At 71.0% G+C, this 24,612-nt stretch carries 23 protein-coding genes; 6 read left to right on the plus strand and 17 right to left on the minus strand.

What is annotated here, in order from left to right; translation table 11 throughout:
• Positions 1-21: 21 nt before the first annotated feature.
• Positions 22-432 (plus strand): OsmC family protein, encoded by a 411-nt coding sequence (locus ACS5PM_RS22385; RefSeq protein ID WP_439389916.1) that lies wholly within the window; start codon positions 22-24, stop codon positions 430-432.
• Positions 433-476: 44 nt separating this feature from the next.
• The gene (locus ACS5PM_RS22390; RefSeq protein WP_439389917.1) at positions 477-1,292 is read left to right on the plus strand and encodes a mechanosensitive ion channel family protein; all 816 of its coding nucleotides are present in this window, start codon (positions 477-479) and stop codon (positions 1,290-1,292) included.
• A gap of 268 nt (positions 1,293-1,560) precedes the next feature.
• On the opposite strand, the gene ACS5PM_RS22395 is transcribed toward ACS5PM_RS22390, so the two are convergent.
• From ACS5PM_RS22395 to ACS5PM_RS22440, 10 genes are all read right to left on the minus strand, one after another.
• Positions 1,561-2,355, minus strand: a complete 795-nt coding sequence (locus ACS5PM_RS22395; RefSeq protein WP_439389918.1) for a LytR/AlgR family response regulator transcription factor — start codon at positions 2,353-2,355, stop codon at positions 1,561-1,563.
• Entirely contained in the window at positions 2,352-3,440 is a 1,089-nt protein-coding gene (locus ACS5PM_RS22400; RefSeq protein WP_439389919.1) for a sensor histidine kinase, read from the minus strand. The genes ACS5PM_RS22395 and ACS5PM_RS22400 overlap by 4 nt, the downstream gene beginning before the upstream one ends.
• Before the next feature lie 120 nt (positions 3,441-3,560).
• Entirely contained in the window at positions 3,561-4,478 is a 918-nt protein-coding gene (locus ACS5PM_RS22405; protein WP_439389920.1) for a hypothetical protein, read from the minus strand.
• Positions 4,479-4,627: 149 nt separating this feature from the next.
• Positions 4,628-6,217, minus strand: a complete 1,590-nt coding sequence (locus ACS5PM_RS22410) for an MFS transporter (RefSeq protein ID WP_439389921.1) — start codon at positions 6,215-6,217, stop codon at positions 4,628-4,630.
• Positions 6,218-6,277: 60 nt separating this feature from the next.
• The gene (locus ACS5PM_RS22415; RefSeq protein ID WP_439389922.1) at positions 6,278-6,634 is read right to left on the minus strand and encodes a cupin domain-containing protein; all 357 of its coding nucleotides are present in this window, start codon (positions 6,632-6,634) and stop codon (positions 6,278-6,280) included.
• Between the two features lie 58 nt (positions 6,635-6,692).
• Positions 6,693-7,328 carry a glutathione S-transferase gene (locus ACS5PM_RS22420; RefSeq protein ID WP_439389923.1) on the minus strand — a complete coding sequence of 212 codons (636 nt, stop codon included), beginning with the start codon at positions 7,326-7,328 and terminating at the stop codon, positions 6,693-6,695.
• 5 nt (positions 7,329-7,333) lie between these two features.
• Positions 7,334-7,909 carry a hypothetical protein gene (locus tag ACS5PM_RS22425; RefSeq protein WP_439389924.1) on the minus strand — a complete coding sequence of 192 codons (576 nt, stop codon included), beginning with the start codon at positions 7,907-7,909 and terminating at the stop codon, positions 7,334-7,336.
• Positions 7,906-9,156, minus strand: coding sequence for a metal-dependent hydrolase family protein (locus tag ACS5PM_RS22430; protein ID WP_439389925.1), 1,251 nt, complete (start codon positions 9,154-9,156; stop codon positions 7,906-7,908). The genes ACS5PM_RS22425 and ACS5PM_RS22430 overlap by 4 nt, the downstream gene beginning before the upstream one ends.
• A gap of 17 nt (positions 9,157-9,173) precedes the next feature.
• A complete protein-coding gene (locus tag ACS5PM_RS22435; RefSeq protein ID WP_439389926.1) occupies positions 9,174-10,067 on the minus strand; it encodes a prohibitin family protein in 894 nt (297 codons plus the stop codon).
• Positions 10,068-10,109: 42 nt separating this feature from the next.
• A complete protein-coding gene (locus ACS5PM_RS22440; RefSeq protein ID WP_439389927.1) occupies positions 10,110-11,348 on the minus strand; it encodes a 6-phosphofructokinase in 1,239 nt (412 codons plus the stop codon).
• A gap of 98 nt (positions 11,349-11,446) precedes the next feature.
• Between ACS5PM_RS22440 and ACS5PM_RS22445 the strand changes: the two genes are divergently transcribed.
• Positions 11,447-11,800, plus strand: a complete 354-nt coding sequence (locus ACS5PM_RS22445; RefSeq protein ID WP_439389928.1) for a DUF1304 domain-containing protein — start codon at positions 11,447-11,449, stop codon at positions 11,798-11,800.
• 81 nt (positions 11,801-11,881) lie between these two features.
• Here the strand turns inward: ACS5PM_RS22445 and ACS5PM_RS22450 are convergent, their stop codons facing one another.
• On the minus strand, positions 11,882-12,763 hold the full coding sequence (locus ACS5PM_RS22450) for an EamA family transporter (protein ID WP_439389929.1): 882 nt from the start codon (positions 12,761-12,763) through the stop codon (positions 11,882-11,884).
• Between the two features lie 86 nt (positions 12,764-12,849).
• Here ACS5PM_RS22450 and ACS5PM_RS22455 point away from each other — a divergent pair, with 86 nt between their 5' ends.
• Both ACS5PM_RS22455 and ACS5PM_RS22460 read left to right on the plus strand, forming a co-directional pair.
• The gene (locus ACS5PM_RS22455) at positions 12,850-13,110 is read left to right on the plus strand and encodes a hypothetical protein (RefSeq protein WP_439389930.1); all 261 of its coding nucleotides are present in this window, start codon (positions 12,850-12,852) and stop codon (positions 13,108-13,110) included.
• Positions 13,111-13,126: 16 nt separating this feature from the next.
• Positions 13,127-14,161: an asparaginase gene (locus ACS5PM_RS22460; protein WP_439389931.1), complete on the plus strand. Its 1,035-nt coding sequence runs from the start codon at positions 13,127-13,129 to the stop codon at positions 14,159-14,161.
• Between the two features lie 12 nt (positions 14,162-14,173).
• On the opposite strand, the gene ACS5PM_RS22465 is transcribed toward ACS5PM_RS22460, so the two are convergent.
• The 3 genes from ACS5PM_RS22465 to ACS5PM_RS22475 all read right to left on the minus strand — a co-directional run bounded on the left by ACS5PM_RS22465 (position 14,174) and on the right by ACS5PM_RS22475 (position 19,995).
• A complete protein-coding gene (locus tag ACS5PM_RS22465) occupies positions 14,174-15,562 on the minus strand; it encodes a DUF3999 family protein (RefSeq protein WP_439389932.1) in 1,389 nt (462 codons plus the stop codon).
• Positions 15,559-19,242 carry a DUF2339 domain-containing protein gene (locus tag ACS5PM_RS22470; RefSeq protein WP_439389933.1) on the minus strand — a complete coding sequence of 1,228 codons (3,684 nt, stop codon included), beginning with the start codon at positions 19,240-19,242 and terminating at the stop codon, positions 15,559-15,561. Before ACS5PM_RS22470 ends, ACS5PM_RS22465 begins: the two co-directional genes overlap by 4 nt.
• A gap of 135 nt (positions 19,243-19,377) precedes the next feature.
• Complete coding sequence (locus ACS5PM_RS22475; RefSeq protein ID WP_439389934.1) at positions 19,378-19,995, minus strand: choice-of-anchor R domain-containing protein; 618 nt, start codon at positions 19,993-19,995, stop codon at positions 19,378-19,380.
• Positions 19,996-20,086: 91 nt separating this feature from the next.
• Here ACS5PM_RS22475 and ACS5PM_RS22480 point away from each other — a divergent pair, with 91 nt between their 5' ends.
• Positions 20,087-21,388 (plus strand): winged helix-turn-helix domain-containing protein, encoded by a 1,302-nt coding sequence (locus ACS5PM_RS22480; RefSeq protein ID WP_439389935.1) that lies wholly within the window; start codon positions 20,087-20,089, stop codon positions 21,386-21,388.
• Here ACS5PM_RS22480 and ACS5PM_RS22485 read toward each other — a convergent pair.
• From ACS5PM_RS22485 to hutH, 3 genes are all read right to left on the minus strand, one after another.
• Complete coding sequence (locus ACS5PM_RS22485; protein WP_439389936.1) at positions 21,381-21,698, minus strand: hypothetical protein; 318 nt, start codon at positions 21,696-21,698, stop codon at positions 21,381-21,383. The two genes, ACS5PM_RS22480 and ACS5PM_RS22485, sit on opposite strands and share 8 nt — an antisense overlap.
• Positions 21,699-21,853: 155 nt before the next feature.
• Positions 21,854-23,014 carry a hypothetical protein gene (locus ACS5PM_RS22490; RefSeq protein WP_439389937.1) on the minus strand — a complete coding sequence of 387 codons (1,161 nt, stop codon included), beginning with the start codon at positions 23,012-23,014 and terminating at the stop codon, positions 21,854-21,856.
• 48 nt (positions 23,015-23,062) lie between these two features.
• Positions 23,063-24,610 (minus strand): histidine ammonia-lyase, encoded by a 1,548-nt coding sequence (gene hutH, locus ACS5PM_RS22495; protein WP_439389938.1) that lies wholly within the window; start codon positions 24,608-24,610, stop codon positions 23,063-23,065.
• Positions 24,611-24,612 lie beyond the last annotated feature (2 nt).

The raw sequence follows: 24,612 nt of genomic DNA on the forward strand, positions 1-24,612 counted from the left end.
TCCCTTCACCCAGGCCACGCCATGACCATCCTCGTCAAGCGCAACCGCGCGCAAGCAATGCAGCACCACGTCCAGGTGCGGCACCACACCCTGTCCGTCGACGAGCCGCCGGCCAACGGCGGTGAAGACCTAGGCGTCAACCCGCACGAGCTCTACGACAGCGCGCTCGGCGCGTGCAAGGCCCTGACCGTGCTCTGGTATGCCCGGCGCAAGCAGATCCCGCTGGACGACATCCAGGTCGCCGTCGATCGCGACGACAGCCAGGAGCGCCAGGGCAACTACAAGCTGAAGGTGGTGATGACGCTCACCGGTGACCTCACCGATGCGCAGCGCAACGAACTCCTCGCCGTGGCCGGCAAGTGCCCGCTGCACAAGCTGATGACCCAGGCGACCACCGAGGTCACCACCGAGCTCGCGCCGGCGCCGCAGTAACGGCTGTTCACGCGATTCGCACGGCGATTGCTGCGGGGCCGCCCATGGACCTCACCGCCCTGCGCACCCACCTCGACATGTGGGACATCCGCCTGTTCATGCTCGGACAGGCCGAGATCACCGTCTCGTCGCTCTTCAAGCTCGCGATCTGGACCTGGCTGCTGCTCATGGTGGCCGGGCGGCTCAGCCGCTACACGCTCGGCAAGCTGCTTTCCCGCACCCAGATGATCGAAGGCCAGCGCCTGGCCGTGATTGGCCTGGTGCACTACACCGTGCTGGTGGTGGGCGCGATGCTGATCCTGCAGAACGCCGGCATCAACCTGACGGCCTTCGCGGTGGTGGCCAGCGCACTGGGCGTGGGCGTGGGCTTCGGCCTGCAGAACATCATCAGCAACTTCATCAGCGGCCTGATCATCATGCTGGAGCGGCCGATCCAGGTCGGCGACCGGATCGAGATCGCCGGCGTCGAGGGCCTGGTGCATTCGATAGGCGCGCGCCGCACCACCATCGTCACGGCCGACAGCACGACCATCCTCGTGCCCAACCAGCGCTTCATCACCGACAACGTCACCAACTACGTCTTCCTGGACCGCGAGGTGCGGCTGAGGGTGCCGGTGACCGTGGCCCAGGGCTCGGACGTTCGACTGGTCGAGAAGCTGCTCGTCGAGGCCGCCCACGTCGCCGACGTGCATGCCGAACCCAAGCCGCAGGTCGCCCTCACCTCCCTCGGCGGCGCCGCGATCGGGCTCGAACTCTGGGTCTGGTACGACGGCCAGCAGTTCGCCAGGCAGGAGGTGCTGAGTCGCCTGTACTTCTCGATCAGCGATGCGCTGAAGCTGCACGACATCAAGGTGGCGTAGAAGTGTGAGTGGTTCGCTCACACTTCTATGCCGTTGGCAGCGGGGGCTCCAGCCAGTTCGACAACACCTCCCAGCCCTCCTCCGCGAGGAGGGCACTAGCCAGTCCTTCGAAGGGCACGGGCACTCGTCAATCATGCTGGAGTCTCCCTCTCGGAGGGAGGCTGGTGGGAGCCCATTGCTTGCTGGAGCCCCGCTCCTGGAGGGGGCTCGGGGGAGCTGAACACTCGGCCGCAGGCCATGGCCGATGGCCATGGCCATTGCCCGGCCTCTACATCTGCTTGAAGAGATGGAGGTAGCTGCGGCTGACGGGCAGCACTTCTCGCCGGCCCTTCAGGTGGATGTCGGCCGTCTCGTTCAAGCCTCGGGTGACGTGGCTGACCGCCTTGAGGTTCACCACCACCGAGCGATGCACCTGCGCGAACTGGCTTGCGTCCAGTTGGACCAGCAACTCCTTCAGCGGCGTGCGGATCAGCGCCTCGGCGGGCTGGCCGCCGTCGCCGCGCCAGGCGATGAGGGTGTATTTCTCGTCCGAGCGCAGGAAGTCGATCTCGTCGACCGGGATCAGCCGCAGGCTGGGGCCGACCGATGCGCGGATCCAGCGCAGCGGCCCGTCGGAGGGGCGCGTGCCGCGCTGTTGCAGGTGCTGCGCCAGTTGCTGCAGCAAGGCCTCGGTGGCCTGTGCTGGCAAGGCAGCGCCCAGGCGCTCCTGCAGGCGCGAGACCGTGTCGGCCAGGCGCGCGGGCTCGACCGGCTTGACGAGGTAGTCCAACACGCCATGCTCGAAGGCCTTGAGGGCGTACTGGTCGAAGGCCGTCACGAACACCAGGTGCGCACGGCGGCCGATCTGTCGCGCTGCCTCCACGCCCGAGACGCCCGGCATGTGCACATCCAGAAAGCAGATGTCGGGCTGCAGGGCCTCGAACATCTCCACCGCCTCGCGCCCGTTGCGCGCCTGCGCGACGATCTCCAGCGCCGGCCAGGCCTCGGCCAGCAGGCGCGTGAGCTCCTCGCGCAGCAGCGGTTCGTCGTCGGCGATCAGCGCCGTGGGGTGGTCCAGGCTCACGTCACTCCTCCTGAAACCCGCTGCGCGGGGAAGTCGATCTCGGCGCACACGCCGTGCGGGACGAGGCCGGTGAGGCTCAGGCGCGCGTCGCCGCCGAAGGCCAGCTGCAGGCGCTCTCTCAGCGTGGACAGGCCGGTGCCCAGGCCCTCGGCCGCCTGCTGCAGGCCGACCCCGGTGTCGATGACGCGTGCACTGCAGCGGCCTTCGCGCAATGCGACGTGCACCTCGATGCGCCCGCCCTCCTCGCCCGGGTCTATGCCGTGGCGCACGGCGTTCTCGACCAGGGTGAGCAGCGCCATCGGGGGGCAGCGCAGCGCGGACGTGCCCTCGTCGGCGTGCAGGCTGTATTGCAGGCGGTCCGGCATGCGCATGTGCATCAGCTCCAGGTAGGCCTTGACCAGCTGCAGCTCCTGGCCGAGCGTGGCGTCGGGCTCGTCCAGCCGCGGCACCGCGGCGCGCAAGTAGGCGATGAGGCTGTCGAGCACCTCGCTGGCGCGCGGCGACCCGGTGTTGACCAGCGCCCGCACGTTGGCCAGCGTGTTGAACAGGAAGTGCGGCTGCACCTGCGCCTGCAGCAGCCTCATGCGCGCATCCAGGGCCTGGCGCTCGAGTTCGCTACGCTCGAGCTGGAAGCGAAGGGCCTGGTCGCGCGCCAGGGCATCGCGCTGGCGCACCATCGCCGTCAACGCGATCCACGGCGCGAAGAGGATCCCCATGAAGCACAGGCCGGCGAAGCCCGTCATGCGCAGGCGATCCTCCCACCAGTGGGCATTGCCGCCGGTGGTCCACCAGTACGCGAACCAGGCCCCGAAGGGAACCGAGAAGACCACGCCCATCAGTTGCCACACCCAGCGGGCCAGCCAGGGCTTCAGGCGCGCCGGCCACTGTTCGAACAGGCCGAAGGCGAGCATCGCGAGCAGCCCGACCGTCATGGCCCGGGCGATCCACACATAGGCCGGGGTGACGCTGGAGGTCGCGCTCTGCATCAGCCCGAGGAGCACCGCGGCGATCAAGGTCACGCGCAGCCGGCGCCAGGTGACGAGGCGGCTGTAGTCGCGCGGGGGCAGGGTTTCGGCGGCGATCACGAAGGCATCCGGAAGAAGACGTCACACCAGCATGCCCGCCCCCGGCGCAACGCGCCAGTGGCCAACCGACCGGCCACGCCATCGCGAGGCCGGGCCACGGCCGGCGCAGACGAACCGCGGCTAACGGGCGTCCTGCCCTGCGCCCTGGCTCCAGTCATGTCCGCTGATACCGATGACCTGCACCCCATCGGTCATCGGCGTGATGGTGATCCGGTGGCTCGCCAGCTTCTGCGGCCCTCGGACGGACGTGCCCGCGATCGCGCTGCAGCGCTCGTCCTCGCCCCGGGTGCTGCAGCTGGCATAGACGGAGGCCTGGGTGGCCGACTCGACGTCGACAGCGAACTGGTCGCCCACCCGCATCTCGACGTCCTTCACGTACAGCTCATGGTCCTGATGCTTCATCCTCAGCTTGCAGTCGGGGTCGGGCAAGCCGTCGCCGCTGGCCCGGGTGCACCAGGTCATGTCGACCGGGCGGTCTCCCTGCGGCCCCCAGAGGGTGAAGCGGTACCAGACGTACCGATCGGCATCGGTCGAAGTGTCCGAGCCCTGCGCGTCGCCGGACATCTTCAGCGCGATGTCGATCAGGTTCTCGACCCGCAAGGTCACCGGCGTGCCGGGGGGCAACACATCCGACCCGATGCGCACCGTGTCGGCGTAGTAGGTGTGAGCGTCTGCCAATCCCCACGCGGCGAAGTTGCCAGGGGTATCCGCCGAACCTGACGATGACAGGGTGAGGTCGAAGGTCGTGGCGCCGTAGCTTCCACCGGCGCCGGCCCGCCCCGACTGCTCGCCGGCCGCGTGGCTCACCGGCAGGCTCCAGTCACCGCTCTTGCGCGAGGAGACCTGGCCGGGTTCGCCGATCGAGCGGTACTTGCAATGGCCGAGGTGCGAGAGACACACCCGCACGTTGGCCCCGAAGTACAGCACCTGGGCGTCGGCGCCGGGGGCCAGCAGGAGCACGGTTGCCGCGGCCGCCATTCGTGCGCCGAGTCGAAGAAGGTCGCCTGGAAGTGTTCCGGCAGCTGCCGAGGTGCTCATGAAGCTCGTCCTTTGCGCGAAGAGTGGATGCGTCCTCGCCCGGAAAGCGTCGCCCGCGTTCCGAGGCAGGCCCGGTACTTCGTCGCGAAGCATCGGGCCTCGCCGCGCGGGTGGCAAGAAGCCTTCGTCGTGAGGTCGCGGACGCGAGCCTAGGTCCGCGATCGGCGGATCAGCAGCGCCGCACTGCCCGCGCCGAGCAAGGCGAGGGCCGCACAGGCCAGCATCACCGCGCGGTAGCCATCGATGAAAGACTTGCCTACCGCTTGCTTGACCTGATCGGCTGCGGCGCGCTGCGTTCCCGTGGGCGCCTCGACCGCGGCCAACCTGTCGCGTTGCTGCCAGACCGCCTGCACCACCGCCGGTGGCAGGCGCGCCATCTCCAGCTCATGCTCGAGGCGGGGCTCGAAACGGGCCGCCATCAGCACGCCGAGCACGGCCACTGCCAGCAGGCCCGCCGCCCGCGAGACGGCGTTGTTGACGCCCGAGGCGATGCCGGCCCGGGCCTCGCCCACCGAGTTCATGACCGTGGTGGTCAGGGGCGCGACCGTGATCGCCATGCCCAGGCCCAGCAGGCCCATCGCCGGCAGGATGGTGGTGACGTAGCGGCCACCCACCCCCGGCAGGGCAAAGGCGACGAAGCCCAGCGCCGCGATCGCCGGGCCCAGCACCAGCGGCCGGCGTGGGCCCCAGCGATCCACCAGCCGGCCGGCCCAGCGCGAGAGCAGGAACATGATGGCGATGAAGGGCAGCATCGCCGCGCCAGCCGCGGTGGCCCCGTAACCCTGCACCTGGATGAGGTTCAGCGGCACGAAGTACAGGCCGCCTCCCAGCGCCGCATACAGCAGCAGCGTCAGCAGGTTGGTGGCGCTGAAGTGGCGATTGCGGAACAGCGACAGCGGCAGCATCGGTTCGCGGCTGCGGGCTTCGACGACGATGAACAGCACCAGCCCGGCGATGCCGCCCAGGCCGGCGGCAAGGACCACCGGCGCCATCCACCCGCGCCCGGGCGCTTCGACGAGCGCGAAGACGAGGCCCGCCAGGCCGATGGTGGCGAGCAGCGCGCCGGCCACGTCGGGGCGCTGCGCTCCGGCCGCGCCGCCGCGGCTTTCGGGCACGCGGGACTGCATGAGCAACAGCGCCACGCCGATCGGCAGGTTCATCAGGAAGGCCCAGGTCCACGAGGCGTGGTCGATCAGGTAGCCGCCCAGCACGGGGCCTATGGCTGCCGTGATGCCGCTGAAGGCCGACCAGGTGCCTATCGCCGCGCCGCGCTCCGACTCGGCATGGTTGGCCGAGATGAGCGACAGGCTGCCCGGCACGAGCAGTGCCGCGCCCAGGCCCTGCACGGCGCGCGCGGCAATGAGCTGGCCCGGCGTGGCCGAGAGGGCGCAGGCCAGCGAGGCGGCCGCGAAGATCGCCACGCCGATCATGAAGATCCGCCGGCGGCCGTAGCGGTCTCCCAGCGCTCCACCCACCAGCAGCAGCGCCGACAGCAGCAGCGCGTAGGCCTCGATCACCCATTGCGCCTCGGAAGCCGTGGCGCCGAGCGTGCGTTGCAGGGCGGGCAGCGCGACGTTGACCACCGTGCCGTCGGCGAAGGCCATGCCCGAGCCCAGGATCGCGGCCAGCATGGTCCAGCGACGGCCGGCCGCGCTGCAGGGCGGCGATGCGGCGGCCTCCCCCGAAGCAGGGTGGAGGATCGCGCCTGCGTCGCAGGGCGGGCGGCCGATGTGGGTCATGCATGCCCCCTACGGCCTGCGGCCGGTCCCCCCGTGGCGGCAGCGCCAGTCGCGGCAGCCTCAGGGCGCGCCGGGGCCGGCATCGCCGTGGTGCAACAGCAAGGTCATCAGCACGGCCGAGTCGAGTTCGCGGGCGCGAAGGGAGTATTTCTGCCGCGCCGGCAGCACGATGAGGTCACCGGGCGCCAGGCGGCGGGATCCGCCGGGCATGGCCACCTCGACGTCGCCTTCCAGGCAGTGGATGCTGCACTCCTGCTCGACGTGGTGCTCGGGCACGTCGTGCCGTGCCGGCAGCACCAGATGCAGCAGCTGGAGCCGGTCGGTCTTGATCAGGCTGGTCGAGAAGGAATCGATCAGCTTGTCGCCCAGGGGGCGCACACCGATCACGTCGAGCAATTGCGCATGGGGCAGGGCCATGGGATTCGCTCCTGGGTAGTCGATGGGAATGGGGCCGGCAAGGAACGGGCCCGCGCCTTCACGCCTGTTGCATCGCCGCCTCGCTGTGCGGGGCGGCGCGGAAGGCCGGCAGTTGCTCGGCCTGGTCGGCCCAGGCGGCCAACGCCGGGTGTTCCGCCACCGGCACCAAAGGGGCGACCAGGGCCTGAAGAAAGGTCCAGGCCACCGCCGTCGTGACGCCGGCCTGGTCGATTCGCTCGGCGGCCGGCGCGAACGGGCGCCTGGCCACTTCATCCTCGAGCTCGCGGCAAGCCGCCTTGAGCTGCCCGCTGACGCGATCGACCCAGGGCGCGTACTGCATCTCGGGCGGGCGGATGGCCCGCTCGTAGATGATCTGCACCGATTTCTCCAGCGCGGCCAGCCCCAGGCCGACGAGGCGCAGCGCGTGCTGCCGCTCGCGCGGATCGGCCGGCATCAGCCGCCGTTCGAGCGGCACCAGCGACTCGGCATGGTCCAGGATCAGCGTCGAATCCATCAGCACCTCGCCGTCTTCGCAGACCAGGCTGGGCGCCTTGACGACCGGGTTGATGGCCGCGAACTGCGGGTAGGTGCGGAACACCGACAGGTTGTTGTGGCTGAAGCGCAGCCCCATCAGCTGCAGCGAAACGGCGACCCGCCGCACGTACGGCGAATCCAGCATGCCGACCAGTTCCATCGTCGTCAGGCCTTCGGTTCGTGGTGTTGTGGGGCGGCCGGGGCGGCGCAGCCGCGCGCCTCGCCCAGGCCCTTGAGGTAGGCGCGGCGCACCGTGCCGGCGGCGATGGCGGCCGCCACCTCCTTGGAGTAGCGCTCGGCGCCGCTGAGCTTTCTCACCCAGCCGCGGAACGGCACGATGCCTTCGGCCGCGCTCTTGAGGGCGCCGGCGGCGGCGTTGCCGACCTCCTTGCTGCCTCGTTCGACGAGGCCTGGGTTGGCGGGCGTGGGCGGCTCGTCCAGGTCGGTGCCCAGCACCTCGTCGAGCGCCTTCACCTGCTGGGCCAGCTGCTCGCAGCTCGTGTCGGCGGGCGAGCCGTAGGGCGACTTGTGCGCCTCCCTCAGCACCGCCGGGATGTTGGCCTGGACGAGGTTCAGGTCGGACAGCGGCGAGGTCACCGCCTGGCCGACCGCGGACTCGGCCGCACCCGGCTTGTCGCTGCTGCTCGTGATGGGCGCCGGCGGCGATTGGGTGCGGCCGCCGGCGCAGCCGGCCAGAGCCAGCGCCAGCGCGCAGCCGCCTAGGCGAATGGAGGTGTTCATGCAGTGGTCTCCCGTTTGACGAGTTCGCCGGCACGCACGATGGCGCGAAGGTGACGGCCGTCGGCGGCCAGCAGGCCGATGTCGGCCAGGGGGTCGCCATCGACCAGCAGCAGGTCGGCCTCTGCGCCCGGCGCGATGCAGCCGATGCGGCCGTCCATCATCAGCAGCTCGGCCGCGGTCGAAGTGGCCTGGCGCAGGATCTCCAGCGGCGTGAACACCCGCGAGCGCAGGGTGAACTCGCGGCACTGGTCGGTGTAGGTGCTGCCCAGCAAATCGGTGCCATAGGCGAGCTTGACGCCCGCCCGGCGCATCGCCTCCAGACCCGAGATGGCCTGCTCGAAGACCTGCTCGACCTTGGCCTGGCTCTGCGGCGGGAAGCCCAGCGCCCGGCCCTGCTCGACCAGGGCGAAGATGATGGACAGGGTCGGCACGATGAAGGCGCCGCGCTCGGCGACGAAGCTCGCGGTGTCGTCGTCGATCAGCGTGCCGTGCTCTATGCAGCGCACGCCGAACTCGACGCAGCGCCGCACGGCCGAGGCCGGATGGCAGTGCGCCGAGACATAGGTGCGGCGCTCGGTGCATTCGTTGACGATCGCGCGGATCTCGTCCTCGCGGTACTGGTTCATCCAGATCGGGTCGGTGGGCGAGGCCACGCCGCCGGAGCCCATGATCTTGATGCAGTGGGCGCCCTGGCGGAGCTCCTCTCGCGTGGCGCGCAGGACGGCGTCCATGCCGTCGGCAATGACGGCGAACACGTTGGCACCGGCGCCTGCGCAGCCGCACACGGCTTCGTAGCGTGGCCGCTCGTCGATGGGCCGCATGTCGCCGTGGCCGCCGGTCATCGACAAGATCTTGCCGGCGTAGAAATAGCGCGGACCGCGCACGAGGCCTTCGGCCAGCGCACGCCACAGCGAGTGGTTGCCGCCGCCTATGTCGCGCACCGTCGTGAAGCCGCAGTCCAGCGCATGGCCCAGCATTCGCACCGCGTGCGCGGTGCGATAGGCATCGCCTGCGCTCTCTATCCTGCCCACCGCCACGTCGCTGGCGAAGGCGTGGACGTGGCAGTCGATGAGGCCCGGCATCAGCGTGCCGCCGGCGCAGTCGATCACCTGCGTACCCTCGGGCGCCGGCAGCGGCGTGGTCGAGATCTCCTGGATCAGGCCGTGGGCGACGCGCACCCACAGGCCCTCGGCACAGTCGCCGCTGCGGCCGTCGAAGACGCGGGCGTTGGCGAACAGCAGCGACATGGGCGGCTCCTGGGGGCCTACTTGCTGACGTTGAGGAAGGGCACCGGCGCACCGGCGTAGATGGCCTGCGGCAGCGCCCCGTTCCATTTCTCGGCCTTGACGCGCTCGACCTCGATGCGGCGCAGCTCCAGCACGTCCTTGTTCTGCGAGAGCGCGGCGTTCTGCACCCGCAGCGCCTCGGCTTGCGCGCGGGCGATGGCCAGGTTGGCATAAGCCTCGCCATCGGCCTGGGCCTTGCGCGCGTTGGCCTCGGCCTCCGCCACCGCGACCTTCTGCTTCTGCTCGGCCTCCACCGTGCGCAGCTTGTTCTCCGCGGCCAGGCGCAGCTGCTCCTGCGTCACCTTGTCGTTGATGGCGTGCATGTACGAGTCGGAGAACGAGAAGTTGCGCATGTCGATGTTGATGACCTGGGCGCCGTAGATGGCCAGCTTCTCGCGCAGCGCCGCGTTGATGTCGCCCGAGATCTTGGCCCGCTGCGAGATCAGGTCGGGCGCGGTGTAGCGGGCCGTCACGGCCTTGAAGATCTCCTGCGTCGCCGTCTGCACGTAGGACGACAGGTCGCCGTCGTGGGAGTACTTCTCGAACACCTCGGCCACGCGGTCGGTGGCGATGCTGTAGCGCACGGTCATGCTCACCTTGACCGGCTGGGTGTCGCTGGTGCTGCCCTCGGCGTTCTCGATGTCGGCCTTCTCCGCGCGGATGCTGAAGTTGTGCAGCTTCTGCCAGGGCGGCAGCACGGCCAGGCCCTCACCCTCGATGCCGACGATGCGGCCGAACTGGGTGACCACCCCGCGGCTGCCCGTGGGCACCGAGTAGAACGGCCACAGGAACACCAGCACGATCAGCAGCAGCACGCCCCCAACGATGCGGCCCAGGCCACGGGCGCCCACCCTCTGCGACGAAAACTCCATCCTCTATTCCCTCCAGTGGTTGATGATTCTTTTGATCGGGTGTCATCGGCCTTCGCCGAGCCGCTTGTCCACCACATGACGCCGCAGCCGGAAGGCATCCGGCATGCCGGAGCCCAGCAGCGGGCGCAAGTACAGGCGAAAGGCATCGGTCACGTCGGTGCCCGATCCGGTGATGAACTCGTCCTCCATCACGCGCGTCTTGCCGGCCACCGCCTGCAGCGGCTGCAGCTCGTAGTCGACCGAGTAGAAGCCGGTGCGCTTGATGGCCACCGAGCCCGACGTGTTGCCCTGTGCGTCGCCCCACATCGCGTACTGCACCGCCTTCTCGCCCACCTCGCGCGCCTCGCGCTGGTCCACGTCCGACACGCAGCCGATGAAGGAGCGTTGCAGGTAGCCGAAGGTGTCGCCACGCACGCGCTTGATGCCCAACTTCGACTTGATCTCTTCGCAAAGCAGGTCGGCCAGCGCGCCGGTGCCCGAGAGCTGCACGTTGCCGTGCGCGTCGCGCTCTACGTCCTTCGCCAATTGCTCGACGATGGACTTGCCGCTCGAATCGTGGATGCCCTCGGACACCGCGATCACGCAGCGGCCGTGGCGCTGCTGAGCCTCCTTCACTTCGGCGAGGAACCTCTCCAGCTCGAAGACGCGCTCGGGCACGTAGATCAGGTGCGGCCCGTCGTCGGGGAACTTCTTGCCCAGCGCCGAGGCCGCGGTGAGAAAGCCGGCGTGCCGCCCCATCACCACCCCGACGTACACGCCAGGCAGCGAGGCGTTGTCGAGGTTCGCCCCCGCAAAGGCCTGCGCCACGAAGCGCGCCGCGCTCGGAAAGCCCGGCGTGTGGTCGTTGCCCACCAGGTCGTTGTCTATCGTCTTCGGGATGTGGACGCAACGCAGGGCGTAGCCTGCGGCCTGGGCCTCCTCGCTGACGATGCGCACGGTATCGGCCGAGTCGTTGCCGCCGATGTAGAAGAAGTGCCCGATCTCGTGCGCCTGCAGGACCTTGAAGATCTTCTGGCAGTAGGCGAGATCGGGCTTGTCGCGCGTGGAGCCCAGCGCGGAGGACGGCGTGTTGGCCACCAGCTCCAGGTTGTGGCTGGTCTCCTGCGTGAGGTCGTAGAAGTCTTCGTTGACGATGCCGCGCACGCCGTGGCGGGCACCGTAGATGCGCTCTATGCCGCGGTGCCTTCGGGCCTCCAGCACCACCCCGGCGAGCGACTGGTTGATGACCGCGGTGGGGCCGCCCCCTTGCGCGACGAGAACCTTGCCGGCGTTCGACGACATGCACGCCTCCTTCATGAACGATGGTTCAGCCGATGCCGGGGCATTGTGCGGCATCATCCGCGCCACAACCATAGTCCGCCACCCCGAGGAGAGAGCCGATGATCGCCACCGTCCTGATCGCCCTGGTCGCCCTGTTGCACCTGTACTTTCTGGTGCTCGAGATGTTCCTCTGGGACAAGCCGGCCGGCCTCAAGGCCTTCGGCAACACGCCCCAGCGGGCGGCCGACACCAAGGTGCTGGCGGCCAACCAGGGCCTGTACAACGGCTTCCTCGCCGCCGGCCTGCTGTGGGGCCTGAGCCAGGGCGCCGCCGGCAACCCGGTCAAGATCTTCTTCCTGCTGTGCGTGGTCGTCGCCGGGGTCTATGGTGCGGCCACCGCCTCGCGCAAGATCCTCTTCGTTCAGGCCCTGCCCGCCGCACTCGCGCTGGCCGCCGTCTACCTGGGGCTGTGATCCACCACGCGGCCAGCGCGCGGCCGCTCCGAAGCGGCCGTGGACCCTCTCGGAGGGTGGCGTGGTACTCCACGCCGGGTGTCAACCGATCGCCAGGGCGATGACCCCGGCGGCCATCAGGGCCGCCCCCGCGACGCGCCAGCCGCGGTCGGTTTCACCCAGCATCCGCCCGCCAATGAGGGCCGCGAACAGCATCGAGACCTCCCGCGCCGGAGCCACGTGCGAAAGCGGCGCACGCTGCGCCGCGTAGAGCACCAGCACATAGGCCAGCGGGCTGATCACTGCCATCAACAAGGCGTAGTGCCACAGCGTGGCCCAGGCGGCCCGAAAGCCCGCCCAGTCCTTCAGCGTCGAAGGGATCATGAAGGGAATGCGCGCCAGGTTGCCGAAGTAGTCGACCAGGATCGGCGAGATCAGCACCACCTTCACCGCATAGCCGTCGATCAGGGTGTAGCCGGCGATCAGCACGCCGGTGAGCGCCCCCCAGCCCAGCCCGGCCCTGACCCGCGCGCGCTGGGCCGGGTCATGCGCCTTCTGCCACAACGCCGGCCCGCCGGCGATGAGCCAGATCCCGCCCACGATGCCTGCCAGGCCCGCCAGTCCGACGAGGCTCGGCCATTCGGACAGCAGCAGCATCGCGCCCACCGAACTGAGCAGGGGCCCGGTCCCGCGCGCCACCGGATAGACCACGGTCAGGTCCGACTCGCGGTAGCCCTTGAGCAGCACGTTGAAGTAGACGAGGTGGGTCAGCCCGCTGGCGACGATCAGCGCCCATTCGGTCAGGCCCCAGCGGGGCAGCTCTCGCCAGCCGAGCCACAGCCCGAGCGGAGCCCACAGCACGACGATGAGCAGCGCGCCCATCAGGACGAAGTGGCGGTTGCCGCCGGCCTTCTTCGCCGCCACGTTCCAGGCCGCATGCAGCAACGCGGCCACCAGCACCAGGGCCAGAGCAAACCAGGACATGCGGGGGCATTGTGCCGGGCGGGCGCACAATGCCCGCCGAGTTCGCGCACCGGTCGCGAATGCCTTTGCCCTCGGAGATTCTGGACATGTCGATCCGCCCCTGCGCCGCCTTGGCCGCCGCCGTTGCCGCCGCCTTCTTCACCTGTGCCGCCGTCGCGGCGCCTGCCCAGCCGGCCGGCACCGGTCACGCAGCCGCCCACGGCAGCAAGCACGCTGCCAAGGCGCATGCGCGCAAGACCCACGCCAAGGGCGCTGCCAAGGGCGGCCACGCCGTCACGGCCAAGCACGCCAAGAAGACGCGCACCAGCCACAAGCTGCACCAGGCCGCGGCCAAGCGTCAGGCCTGAGCGGCCGGCTTCGTCGGTGAACCCCGTGCTGGTGAACGTGCTGCGCGGCAGCACGGTCGAGTCGTTCCATCGCGGTGCGCTGGCCATCGTGGATGCGGGCGGCGCGGTCCACACCGCATTCGGCGACATCGACAACCCGGTCTTTCCGCGCTCCGCCGTCAAGGCCTTGCAAGCGCTGCCGCTGGTGGCCAGCGGCGCGGCCGAGCGCTTCGGCCTGGGCGACGAATCCCTCGCGCTGGCTTGCGCCTCCCACACCGGCGAGCCCGTCCACGCGCAGGCCGCCTCGGCCACGCTGGCGGCAGCAGGGCTGGACGAGTCGGCCCTCGAGTGCGGCACCCATTGGCCCTACAACGAGGCCGCCGCCCGGGCCCTGGCCCGCCATCGCCACGGCCCGGGCCCCTTGCACAACAACTGCTCCGGCAAGCATGCCGGCTTCGTCTGCGTCGGCTGCCTGATGGCCCTGCAAGCGGGGCGGGAGCCGGCGGAGTTCGTACGCGGCTATGTCCAGCCCGACCATCCGGTGATGCGCGAGATCAGCGCCGCGCTGGCCACTGCCACCGGCTGCGACCTCGATCGAGCTCCCGTGGGGACGGACGGCTGCTCCATCCCGACCTTCGGCATCGCGCTGCGGCAGCTGGCGCGCGGCTTCGCCCGCTTCGGCACCGGCCAGGGCCTGGCGCCGTCACATGCAGCCGCGGCCAGGCGCCTGCGCGAGGCCGTCGCCCGGGCGCCGTTCATGGTCGGCGGCAGCGGCCGCTTCGACACCCGGGTCATGCAGCACTTCGGCGAGCGCGTGTTCTGCAAGGTGGGCGCCGAGGGCGTGTACTGCGCCGCCCTGCCCACGCGCGGCCTGGGCGTGGCGATCAAGATCGACGACGGCCAGGGCGCGCGCGCGGCCGAGGTGGCGATGGCCGCCGTGATCGAGGCCCTCGCTCAGCGCGACGAGGCCGATGCCCAGCTGATGAAGGACCTCGTGCGCGTGCCACTCAAGAACTGGAACGGCATCGAGGTCGGGGCGATCCAGCCGGCCGAGGGTCTGCGGCTCGGTTAGGGCCTGTCCCTGCTAAGCAGCCTTGGAGGACCGCGCGGTCGCCGGTTTCAACAGCGCCCACGCCATCGCGCCCAGCAGCCCCAGCGCCGCCACCAGAACGCCCCAGAGCCAGAGCTTGCGGGCCGGCACGGCGGGTGTTGGCGCGGAGGCCACGGGAGGCGGCGCGGCCACCGGCGCAGGTGATGCGGCCGGGCGGGCACTGACCTCGGGCAAGGCGTCTGCAGCCTTGCGGCCCGGCATCAGCTCGGCCAGGGACAGGCGGGCCGGCAAGGCAGCGTCGGGCGAGGTCTGGCCCCAGGCCAGTCGGTAGGGCCCCGAACCCCGGGCCAGGAAGACCAGGCTGGTGGCGCGCCCTGCCACGCGGATGGCCGGCGCCGGGCTGCCGAGCTGGGCGATGCCGCCCGTCGGCTGCAGGCGCAGGTGGCTGTAGTGGCCGCCGGGCATGGGCAGCACCGTCGAGCGCAGGTCCTGGCCCTGCAGCGTGAGCGCGTACACCGTGCCGCTCGCCAGGCTCTCCCAGACGGGCTCGCGCGTGGCCGGGTCGGGTGCGGTCTTGTGGCGCAGCGCCTTGACCTGCCCGTGCAGCGGGTGGTGCAGGCGGCGCGTCGTGTCGTTCGACTGGGCGTCGTCGTCGAGCTCCGGCTGCGCGAGCACCTGGACCCGCGCGAGCGTGTTGGTCTGCGCCAGCTCGACCTGCAGGCGCTGCAAAGGCAGGTGGCGCGGCAGCGGGTAGTCGCACCAGCGCGGCTCGCAGCGACTGGGGAGGACGGGTTCGCTCCATTGCCACTCCGGCACCGCGCTGCGCTGCGAAACGCTCACCACCTGCGCACCGGCGAGCGGCGGCACTTCGCTGCCGGGCCGAGGCCGCAGGCGCAAGCTGCTGCCCGGGGGCACTCCGGCCAGGTCGAAGCTGCTGTGCTCGAGTCGCAGGCCCTGGTGCTCCAGCGAGACGAGTTGCGCATCGGCCTGCAGCGTGTGCCAGCGTTGCAGGTCGGGGCTGGCTTCGAGCATGAAGGCATAGACGCCACGGCTGCCCGGGGCGAGCGTGAGCTGCAGCTCCTGCGGCGCGCCGCCGATGGCGCGCAGGTCGATCAGCCAGCCGCCTTGCAGGGAGGGCTCGACGGCCGAGGCCGCCGCCGGCGCCTTGAACAGCGGCACCGGCTGGCGCCGCGAACTCGCGGTCACGCCGCGCTCCTCGTCCACCCAGGCGAACGGCAGCACTTCGCCGGCCGCGTTGAGCACGCGCAGGTCGCCCAGGTCCGCGCGTGAGGCCTGGGCGCGCACGGCCAGCGGGATCTCCAGGCGGTGGTACGCCTGTTCACCTTCGACTTGCAGCGGGAGCTCGCCGGCCCGCGAGACGGCGCCGGCGAGCAGCGCGAGGACCCACAACCCCCGCTTCATGCCGCCTCCCCTTCCGGCGCCGGCTCGGCACGCCTCGGCGGCACCGGCGCGAAGTAGCCCACCAGCAGCAACAGCAGACCGACGACGATGAAGGACACGATGCGGTACAGCCCGCCGTGGTCGGCCAGCTCGATGAAGAACAGCTTCAACACGACCACCGCCAGCAGCCCCGCCCCGGCGCCCCACACCCCCCGATGCGCCCGCCGGTGGCCGAGCACCATCAAGGCCACGCCGAGCAGCGCCCAGGCGACGGACAGCGAGGCCTGCGCCAGCGTGGATGCGAACAGCGCACTGCCCTGCCAGGGCACGCCAGCCAGGTGATGACAGGCGCGCAGCACGACAGCGGTATAGAGCGCGAACCCGGTCAGCCCCAGGCCCGCCAGGGCCGCCGGCGCCGGCAGCCGATGCTGGCCGGCCGCCGGCAAACCACGCCACCACAGCAGCAGCGCCAGCAGCACCAGAACCTGGCCGAGCTCCAGCGGATTCAGCAGCGGCAGGTTGGGCAGCGGCGCGGCATCGCCGGGCAGGCCATTGCTGAGCCAGACCCACAGCAGCAGATAGGCCGCCACGGGCGCAGCCGCCCACAGCAGGTAGGCCTCGCGGAACTCGACGACGGGCCAGCGCCGCTGCACGCCGGGCCGAGTCAGCGCGGCCAGGGCCAGTGCCGGCACCACCACCCAGCCCAGCGCGGCCCAGGCCGACCCGGGCTCGCCGACCTGCGCCAGGCCGAACTGCAGCTCACGCGCGGCCAGCACCAGGAAGAGCCAGAACCCCGCCACGTGCAAGGGCACCCGCAGCCGGACCGTCGCCCATCGCGCCTGCCAGCCCAGCAGCACCGCATGCCACGCCAGCGCCAGCGGCCACAGCAGCCAGCCACCGTGGCCATGAGGCGCGTCGCCGACCAGCACCAGTTGCAGCCAGGCCACCATCGCCCAGGCGGGCAGCGTGGCCCAGGTCGCCTGGCCCGGGACAGCCCAGTCACGCCAGCGCGCCAGCAGCGCCAGCCCCACCGAGCTCAGCAGCACCCAGCCGCCGAGCACGGTGGCCCACCAGCCCGGCCAGTCGGTCGTCTGGCGTTGCAGGCCGCGCCAGAGCTCGGGCGGGAGCACCTGGGTCCACCACAGCAGGGCCCAGACGAGGGCGAGCCATTGCAGGGCCACGGCAGCGGGCATGGCCTTCGGCACCGCACGTCGCGATACGGCGTGCAGCAAGTCGCCGCTGATCAGGCCCGCGAAGGTGATCGCCAGCGGCGTGAGAAAGGTCGTGCCGGTCACCGCCAACGACCAGGGCGAATCGGCGAAGACCAGCCAGGCCATGCCGGAGATCGCCTGCCAGACGGCACCGCTGATCGCGAGCGGCCGATGCCGCAGGCTGGCGCCGGCCCACAGCGCCGCCACGCCCAGCCACGGCCACACGCGCGCCGCTTCGTCGGCCGGCAGGACGAACAGCACGCTCGCACCGATCGCGCCCATGCCGGCCAGCAGGCCCACCGTGGCACCGAGCGGCCAGGCCACCGGCTCGTCCGACGGCGCAGCACCGCGAAGCCGCTCGCGCACGGCGGATGGAATCGCCAGCCACGCCGTGGCCAACAGGCTGGCCGCGATCAGCAGGGCCGCCACCAGGCCGGCCCAGCCGCTGTCCAGCATGGCCTGGCCGTGCAGCACATGAAGCGTGGCGATGAAGCCGCACACGGCGAGCGTCTGCAGGGCCGCCACCGACCAGGGCAACGCTGGGCTGCGCCAGCGCGCTGGCACGAACGCCACGGCCAGCGCCAGCGCCGAGGTCGCGACACCGGCCCAGCGAGGAACCAGCAGCATCCACGCGATCGCCGCCAGCGCGGCCAGGCCGATGCCGAGACTGCCCGCCTCGCCGACCGACTCCCAGGCCGCCACCGGTGCGACTTCGCGTGTCCGCCCACGCACGCTCACCGCATGCATCGCGAGTGCGCCAGCGACGAGCAGGGCCAGCCCCAGCGCCGAACCGGTGAGCAGCGGCGTGCCGATCGAGTCGTCGACCCCCAGCGCGCTGGCCGTTCGCAAGGCCGCGAACGCCAGCACCAGCAGTGCGAAAGCACGGGCATAGGCGCGGTGCTGGCGCGCGCCCAGCCAGTACATCCCGGCCGCCTCGATGGCCCAGGTGGCGCCGGTCCACTCGCCCTCGAGCGCGAGCGGGATGGCCAGCGTGCCGAAGATGACGGCGACGATCACGTAGGCCTCGCCCAGCAGCGCGTAGCGCGGGCCGCCTCCACGCATCGTCACGCCGCCCAGCAGCAGGTAGACAAAGGCGAAGCCGAGCGCGGCCCAGGCCGGCCCGTCGGCCCAGTCCCTGACCAGCAGGTACTGCAGGCCGTAGGCCACCAGCGGCACGCCGAACACGAGCGCGCTGTCGACCCGGCCGACTTGCGCCAGCGCCTCGGCGGCCCGGCGCGCCAGCGGGTCCGTCGGGTCGGGCTGGCGCCCGAGCGCCAGCGCGCGGCGGGCGAAGAGCACGCCGATGGCGGTGAACAGCACGAAGAACAACAGCAGCCAGCCCTGCACGCCCGCGTAGAGCGTGTCCTCGTAATGGCCCTGCGCCCAGGCCCCGGCCAGCGTGAAGGTGCCGACGAAAGCCACCAGATTGAGCGGCCGCCAGGCCTTGAACCAGGCGATGAGGAAGACGCCGATGTCCAGCAGCGCGAGGTAGCCGAACAGCACGTGGTGGTGACCGCCGCCGGTCGACACCAGCACCGGCGCGGCGAAGCCCTCGGCCGCGGACACGTAGGCGAGCCAGGGCGCATCCTGGGCGACCGCCAGCACCGCGCTCAGCACCGTCACCGCCAGCAGGAAGGCGAACGCCGCCTCGGGCGGGATGAGGCCGTGCAGCTTGAGCGAGGCCAGCGTCGTCAGGTACAGCACGCCTATGCCGGCCCCCTGCAGGATGAGGCCGTAGCCGGTGCCGCCCGCGGCATCGCGCCGGCCGCGCAGCCGCCAACCCAGGGCCAGCAGCGCGATGCCGGCCAGCGCGACGCCGGCATAGCGCAGCTCCGGCGGCACCGTGACCCGCTCGGCCGCGTAGCGCAGGAGGAAGGCCAGGCCCAGGAACAGCACCAGCACGCCGACCTTGACGATGGTGTTGCCGCCGAAGATCCAGTCGCGCAGGAAGGGCGGCAGGCGATCCTTGAGCGGAGGGGCGGGAGGCCGCGGCGCCGGAGGCGGCGCGATCGGTGCACGCACGGAAGGCGTGGCGGGCGCGGGCACGCTGGCCCGCGCGGGAGTGGCGGCCATGGCTGCCAGCGGCCCGGAGAGCTCCGGTCGAACGGCGGCGACCGGCACCGGCACTGGCACAGGCACCGCCACGGGAACCGGCCGCACCGGCTCGATGGGCGGCGGGGCTTCATCCAACGGCACCGCCAGTGACGCTGACGCCGCTTCTGCACTGACCGGCGATGACGCCATGCCGGCGTGCTGGTTCAGCCGCATCACCTCGGCCCGCAGGGCCTGGACCTGCTGCTCCAGCTGGGCGACCCGTGCCTGAAGCGACAACGGCGCGGCGCCCGGCTTCTCGCCCGGCTCCTCACGGGGGCCCTGGCGCTGCAGGACGAGCGCCCCGCCCACCCCCAGGAACAGCCCCACCACCGCCCCGGGGAATCCCGCCAGCATCGCGCCGACGAGGATCCCGACTATGCCGAACACGGTCTTCATGGCCGCACCCCTCGCCGTTTCAGTCTGGTCTTGAAGTGGCGGGGATTATGCGAGGCACCCCAGCGGGTGCTCGACCGGGTTGGCCCGGGGTGCTTCGAGCGGCCACCCGACGTATCGCCGGGTGCTACGACCGGCTCAGGGCGCCTTGACGCGATGGGCGTCGACGCGCAGCGTCAGCGCGGCACCGTTGCCGGCCGTCTGCCAGGCGCCGTCGCGGCTGGTGGTGGTCCACATGTTGCCGTTCTTGGCGAAGGTCCACACCGGGTCGATCAAGGGCGGCGACATCGAACCCGCCACCACCCAGTACGAGCGGCCGGCCTTGAGCAGCGGGCCGCTGCGGGTGACGAAGAACTGCTCGACCGGGCTCCAGCCGAGGGTCTGTACCGGGGCAGACCAGCGCTCGAGCTCCACGCCGCTGGGCAGGGACTCCGGGCCGCCTTCGTCCAGCGCGTCGGTCTGCACCATCACGCGCAGCTTGCGCTGCTCGGTCTCGCTGTTGTTCATCATCCAGAGCCCGATGCGGGCCAGGCGATAGTCGGCATCGGCCGGCACGGTGAAGCGGGCGGCCACGGCCTGCTCGGCGAAGACGTCGAAGCCGTTGAAGCCCAGCAGGCCGCCGGGCCCGGGCGTGTCGACGATGGGGACGGTCTTCGTCCAGGCCTCGCCGTTGCTGGCGGCGCTGGCCGTGCCGGTCGTCAGCAGGCAGGCCGCGGCCAGGGCGGCCAGGGCGGTGATGCGTAGGCGCAGGGTCATGCGTGTGCTCCTTCAGGTGATGCCCCATGCTAGGCACGCCGACTGTGGCAAGCTTGACCGAATCCTGATCATCGCCTCCCGACAATCCCGAATGACTGCCGCCGTGCTGGCGCTGGACGAAGCCGGTTTTCCCGTCGCCGACGGCCGCCCGCTGGACCTCGCCCCCAAAGAACGCGCGGTGCTGGCCTTGCTGCTGCAGCGGCGGCCCGCCGTGGTGCACAAGAATGAGTTCGCCGAGGCGGCCTGGGCCGGCGGCACCATGTCCGACGAGAGCCTGGCGCGCAGCATCAGCCGCCTGCGCCGGACGCTCGTGCCCTTCGGCCTCGCGATCGAATCGGTCTACGGCACGGGTTACCGGCTGGACGCGGGCGCTGCTCCGACGGCGCGGTCGGCCGGGCACCCGCGCCTCGCGGTGGCTGCTGATGCGAGCCAGGCCACCGTTGATGCCTACCTGCACGCCCGCCAGCTCGCCCAGCAGCGCACGCCGGCGGCCGTGGGCCGGGCGGTCGGGCTCCTGCGGGAGCTGGTCCGGCGCGAGCCCGGCTACACGCCGGCGAGCGTCGCCCTGGCCGAGGCCCTGGGCGCCGCGGTGGGCTGGGGCCAGCTCGCGACGGCGGACGCGGTCGGCGAGGGCCTGGCCGTGCTGGCCGAAGCCGAGCGGACAGACGCGGCCACCCCGGGCCTGGCCAGTGCGCGCGGCACTTTGCTCGACATGGCCTGGCGCTTCGACGAAGCCGCCAAGGCCCACGCCGAAGCGCTGCAGCGCCGTCCGGACGACCCGGACACCCTGCTGACGCACAGCCGCCACCTGCTCTTCACCGGCCAGGCCGCACGGGCGGTGGATCAGCTGCGCGCCGCGCTGCACCTGTCGCCCCATGCGCCGCTGCTGCGCATGACGCTGTCGCGCGCGCTGGTGCAAGCCGGGCGAGGGCAGGAGGGGCTCGCCGAGGCCGACGCGGCTCTGGCGGAGAACCCCGGGCAACTGCTCATGGTCGCTTTCGCCCTGGCGATGCGCGCCATGGTGGCGCCCACGCCGGACATCGAGGCGCCGGCCTGGCGCCTGTCGGAAGGACCTGATACGCCGCCCTTCGTCTGGACCGTGCTTTCTTTCGTGCTGGCCCGGCTCCAACGTCGCGAAAGCGCGCTGGACATCATCGACGCCAGCCTGCTGTGCACGCGCACCACGCCGGGCGAAGCGACGCTGTACGCGGCGCCGCTGGCCGCCCTCGGCGAGTTCGACCGCGCCGCCGCGCTGCTGCAGCGCGCCTACGACGACCGCAGCGGCATGCTGGCCATGGTGCTGCGCGACCCGGCCCATGCGGGCTGGCTGCCGCAGCACCCGGTGGGTCGGGCGCTGCTGCGAGGCGTGTTCGGCGAAGAACCGGTCAGTTGACGGTCAAGTGGCCGGCACCGGCTTCTTCGACGACCTTTGCCTTCACTTCGCTCGCCGGCGTGGCGGTGAACGAGTAGGGCACTGTCCAGCCGACCGCGCTGCTGAAGCTGCACTGCGTGGACAGGCTCAGCGCTGCCCCGTTGAGCAGCGAGCCCGAATCGACGATGGCGCCGCTCTTGCTCGAGGAACCCGGGTTCTTGACGACCTGGCTGCAGGCCGATGCGCCATCGATCTCGAACGCGTTGCTGGTCGAGATGATCTTCGCGCACCGCCTGGTCGGACTTGCCCTTGAACGGGCCACCGTTGTCATCACTGATCCCTAACGGATGACAGTCACTGACAGAACGTTCCCGATCCCGTGACGTTCTGGTGTGGAGAAACGGGCCGGATCTCAGGATCCGGTCCTGCCACGACCTGACGGGTTACGTGGGAATACGAACCGCCTGTGTAGGCGATGAGGCTGTCCTACTTGAGGTTCCAGGCCAGGAGGAAATCCTCGCCGTCGGGATTGCGTGGCTTGCCATCCTGGCGCGGCGTCATCATCAGCTCGAAGGCGCGCTCGCGCGAGGCACGATCGAACAGGCGTTCGGGCAGCAGCGGCAGGTCGCCGTGCAGCCACGCGGGCGATCCGATTTCGCGCTTGAGGACCTCGGCCCGAAGCGGGCGCAGCTTCGCATCCAGACGCACCCGCACCGTCACCTCGGCTCGCAGGCCCAGCCGCCAGGCATACGGCGGGAAGCCCTCGACGCCCGGCTCGGTGTGGTCGAAGCGGCCGAAATGCGGTGCCGGCTCGTTCAGGTCGATCCGGCCCAGCTCGTTGTCGATCGCGGTCAGCAGCATGGCATCGACCTCTGCGCCCTGCGCGGCGGTCGGCAGAGCGGCCACCTTGGGCCACCACCAGGCCGCCAGCGCGCAATCCAGTGCCCTCTCCTCGCCGCTGCCCAGCACACCGCCGGCATCCCTGTCCGTCCAGCGCGCCGCCAGCGGCGCGGGCAAGGTTTCGCCCGAGGTGCGGATGCGATCGGCCATGGTGGTCGCCGGCCGCTGCGGCAGGCTGCGGACCTCGGTCGCGGCCTTGAGCAAGGCCGCCCATGCCGCGACCAGGGCCGTCCGGTCGGCCGGGCTGATTCGGGTCAGCGTGTCCTCGCCGACCTCGGCCCAGGCCACGCCGTGCCAGCCGGCCACACCGCAGGCCGGCACTGAATCGAGCAGGCCCAGCGATGCACGGGCCAGGGTGATGCGGTGCTCCAGCGGCAAGGTGAAGGCCGCCATCGCGGCCCAGTTCATCATCCGCGCCGCGGAACGCAGGCCCGACTGCTCGTAGGTGCCGCCGGACTCCGAGCGCTGGATCCAGCCGGCTTCGTCCTTGGCGCGCAGATACAGCTTCTGCAACGGGCCGGCGCGCAGCGCCTCCATCTCCTTGCGCAGCTGCGGATCGATGGCCGTTTCGTCGTTCGGGTCGCCCCAGAGCTGCGTCAGCTCCCAGACGACGGACTCGCCCGGCGCCCAGGAAGACCGCATGATGGGCCGGGTGCGGATCTCGTAGGTCTGGGCTTGCGCGAGCGTGGCGCCCCACACTGCACACAGCAGCAGCGCCACTCGCTGCATGGCTTTCGATGCCTTCATGGTTCCCTCCCTGATCGGCAGCGGCCGACCATACCAGCGCTGCCGGCCTCAGGCCGGGATCCAGAGCCTGGGCATCTGCGGCAAGGCCCGGAAGACCGAGGACAGCGTGCCGTTCGTCACGAGCTCGGTGGCGCGCTCGATCTCGGGCGCGAGGTAGCGGTCGACGTCGATGGAGCTCACCTGCGCGCGCAGCAGCTCATGGGCCTGCTCCAGAGCGGGCGAGCTCCTCAGCGGCCTCAGGAACTCGATGCCCTGCGCGGCGGCCAGCAGCTCGATGCCCAGGATGTGCGCGACGTTGGCGATCATCGGCTGCAGCCGGCGTGCGGCGAAGGTGGCCATCGAGACGTGGTCCTCCTGGTTGGCCGAGGTGGGCAGGCTGTCGACGCTGGCCGGGTGGGCGAGCGACTTGTTCTCGCTGGCCAGCGAGGCGGCCGTGACGTGGGCGATCATGAAGCCGCTGTTCAGGCCGGCATTGGAGGTCAGGAAGGCCGGCAGCCGCGAGACGCTGGTGTCGATCAACATGGCGATGCGCCGCTCTGCGATGGCGCCGACCTCGGCGATCGCGACGGCCATCGCATCGGCGGCCAGGGCGACGGGCTCGGCGTGGAAGTTGCCGCCGCTGATCATGGCGCCGTCGTTGGCGAAGACCAAAGGGTTGTCAGTGACGGCGTTCGCTTCCCGCACGAGGACCAGCGATGCGTGCCGCAGCTGGTCCAGGCACGCCCCCACCACCTGCGGCTGGCAGCGCAGGCAGTACGGATCCTGCACCCGGTCATCGCCCTCCTCGTGCGACTTGCGGATCGCGCTTCCGCTGAGGAGCGCACGGTAGTACTGCGCCACGTCGATCTGGCCGGGCTGGCCACGCAGCGCGTGGATGCGCGGGTCGAAGGGACCATCGCTGCCGCGTGCGGCATCGACCGTCAGCGCGCCCACCACGAGCGCCGACTCGAGCACCGGCTCGAAGCTGAGGAAGGCATGCAGCGCCAGGGCGGCGCTCGTCTGCGTGCCGTTGATGAGCGCCAGGCCCTCCTTGGCCTCCAGCGTCAGCGGCGCGATGCCGGCCTCGGCCAGCACGGCAGCCGCGGGCTTGCGCTGGCCGTTCACCAGCATCTCGCCTTCGCCCAGCAGCGCGAGCGTCATGTGAGAGAGCGGCGCCAGATCGCCCGAGGCGCCGACCGAGCCCTGGCTCGGCACGCAGGGCACGAGGCCGGCGTTGAACACCGCAAGCAGCGTGTCCACCACCACCTGCCGCACGCCGGAGGCGCCCCGCGCCAGGCTCGCGGCCTTGAGCGCCAGCATCAGCCGCACCACCGGGGGGGACAGCGGCTCGCCGACGCCCACCGAGTGCGAGCGGATCAGGTTCAGCTGCAGCGTGGCGAGATCGGCCGCGCTGATGCGCTGGTTGGCCAGCTTGCCGAAGCCGGTGTTGACGCCGTAGACCGGCGCATCGCCGGCGGCCGCGGCCTGCACGATGGCGGCGCTGGCAGCGATGTCATCGCGTGACGACTCGACGAGCGAGATCTTCGCGGCGCCGGCATGAATGACTTGCAGCTGCTCCAGCGTCAGCTGTCCGGGAGTGAGGGTGAGCATGGACATGG

The sequence above is a fragment of the Ideonella flava genome, from assembly GCF_051857595.1.
GTDB lineage: Bacteria > Pseudomonadota > Gammaproteobacteria > Burkholderiales > Burkholderiaceae_C > Ideonella.

Excerpts from the sequence above, each read along its gene's own strand:
- ACS5PM_RS22385 (WP_439389916.1), top strand. The coding sequence starts at position 22 with ATGACCATCCTCGTCAAGCGCAACCGCGCGCAAGCAATGCAGCACCAC.
- ACS5PM_RS22390 (WP_439389917.1), top strand. The coding sequence starts at position 477 with ATGGACCTCACCGCCCTGCGCACCCACCTCGACATGTGGGACATCCGC.
- ACS5PM_RS22405 (WP_439389920.1), bottom strand. The coding sequence starts at position 4,478 with ATGAGCACCTCGGCAGCTGCCGGAACACTTCCAGGCGACCTTCTTCGA.
- ACS5PM_RS22410 (WP_439389921.1), bottom strand. The coding sequence starts at position 6,217 with ATGACCCACATCGGCCGCCCGCCCTGCGACGCAGGCGCGATCCTCCAC.
- ACS5PM_RS22415 (WP_439389922.1), bottom strand. The coding sequence starts at position 6,634 with ATGGCCCTGCCCCATGCGCAATTGCTCGACGTGATCGGTGTGCGCCCC.
- ACS5PM_RS22420 (WP_439389923.1), bottom strand. The coding sequence starts at position 7,328 with ATGGAACTGGTCGGCATGCTGGATTCGCCGTACGTGCGGCGGGTCGCC.
- ACS5PM_RS22425 (WP_439389924.1), bottom strand. The coding sequence starts at position 7,909 with ATGAACACCTCCATTCGCCTAGGCGGCTGCGCGCTGGCGCTGGCTCTG.
- ACS5PM_RS22430 (WP_439389925.1), bottom strand. The coding sequence starts at position 9,156 with ATGTCGCTGCTGTTCGCCAACGCCCGCGTCTTCGACGGCCGCAGCGGC.
- ACS5PM_RS22435 (WP_439389926.1), bottom strand. The coding sequence starts at position 10,067 with ATGGAGTTTTCGTCGCAGAGGGTGGGCGCCCGTGGCCTGGGCCGCATC.
- ACS5PM_RS22440 (WP_439389927.1), bottom strand. The coding sequence starts at position 11,348 with ATGTCGTCGAACGCCGGCAAGGTTCTCGTCGCGCAAGGGGGCGGCCCC.
- ACS5PM_RS22445 (WP_439389928.1), top strand. The coding sequence starts at position 11,447 with ATGATCGCCACCGTCCTGATCGCCCTGGTCGCCCTGTTGCACCTGTAC.
- ACS5PM_RS22450 (WP_439389929.1), bottom strand. The coding sequence starts at position 12,763 with ATGTCCTGGTTTGCTCTGGCCCTGGTGCTGGTGGCCGCGTTGCTGCAT.
- ACS5PM_RS22455 (WP_439389930.1), top strand. The coding sequence starts at position 12,850 with ATGTCGATCCGCCCCTGCGCCGCCTTGGCCGCCGCCGTTGCCGCCGCC.
- ACS5PM_RS22465 (WP_439389932.1), bottom strand. The coding sequence starts at position 15,562 with ATGAAGCGGGGGTTGTGGGTCCTCGCGCTGCTCGCCGGCGCCGTCTCG.
- ACS5PM_RS22470 (WP_439389933.1), bottom strand. The coding sequence starts at position 19,242 with ATGAAGACCGTGTTCGGCATAGTCGGGATCCTCGTCGGCGCGATGCTG.
- ACS5PM_RS22475 (WP_439389934.1), bottom strand. The coding sequence starts at position 19,995 with ATGACCCTGCGCCTACGCATCACCGCCCTGGCCGCCCTGGCCGCGGCC.
- ACS5PM_RS22480 (WP_439389935.1), top strand. The coding sequence starts at position 20,087 with ATGACTGCCGCCGTGCTGGCGCTGGACGAAGCCGGTTTTCCCGTCGCC.
- ACS5PM_RS22485 (WP_439389936.1), bottom strand. The coding sequence starts at position 21,698 with ATGACAACGGTGGCCCGTTCAAGGGCAAGTCCGACCAGGCGGTGCGCG.
- ACS5PM_RS22490 (WP_439389937.1), bottom strand. The coding sequence starts at position 23,014 with ATGAAGGCATCGAAAGCCATGCAGCGAGTGGCGCTGCTGCTGTGTGCA.
- hutH (WP_439389938.1), bottom strand. The coding sequence starts at position 24,610 with ATGTCCATGCTCACCCTCACTCCCGGACAGCTGACGCTGGAGCAGCTG.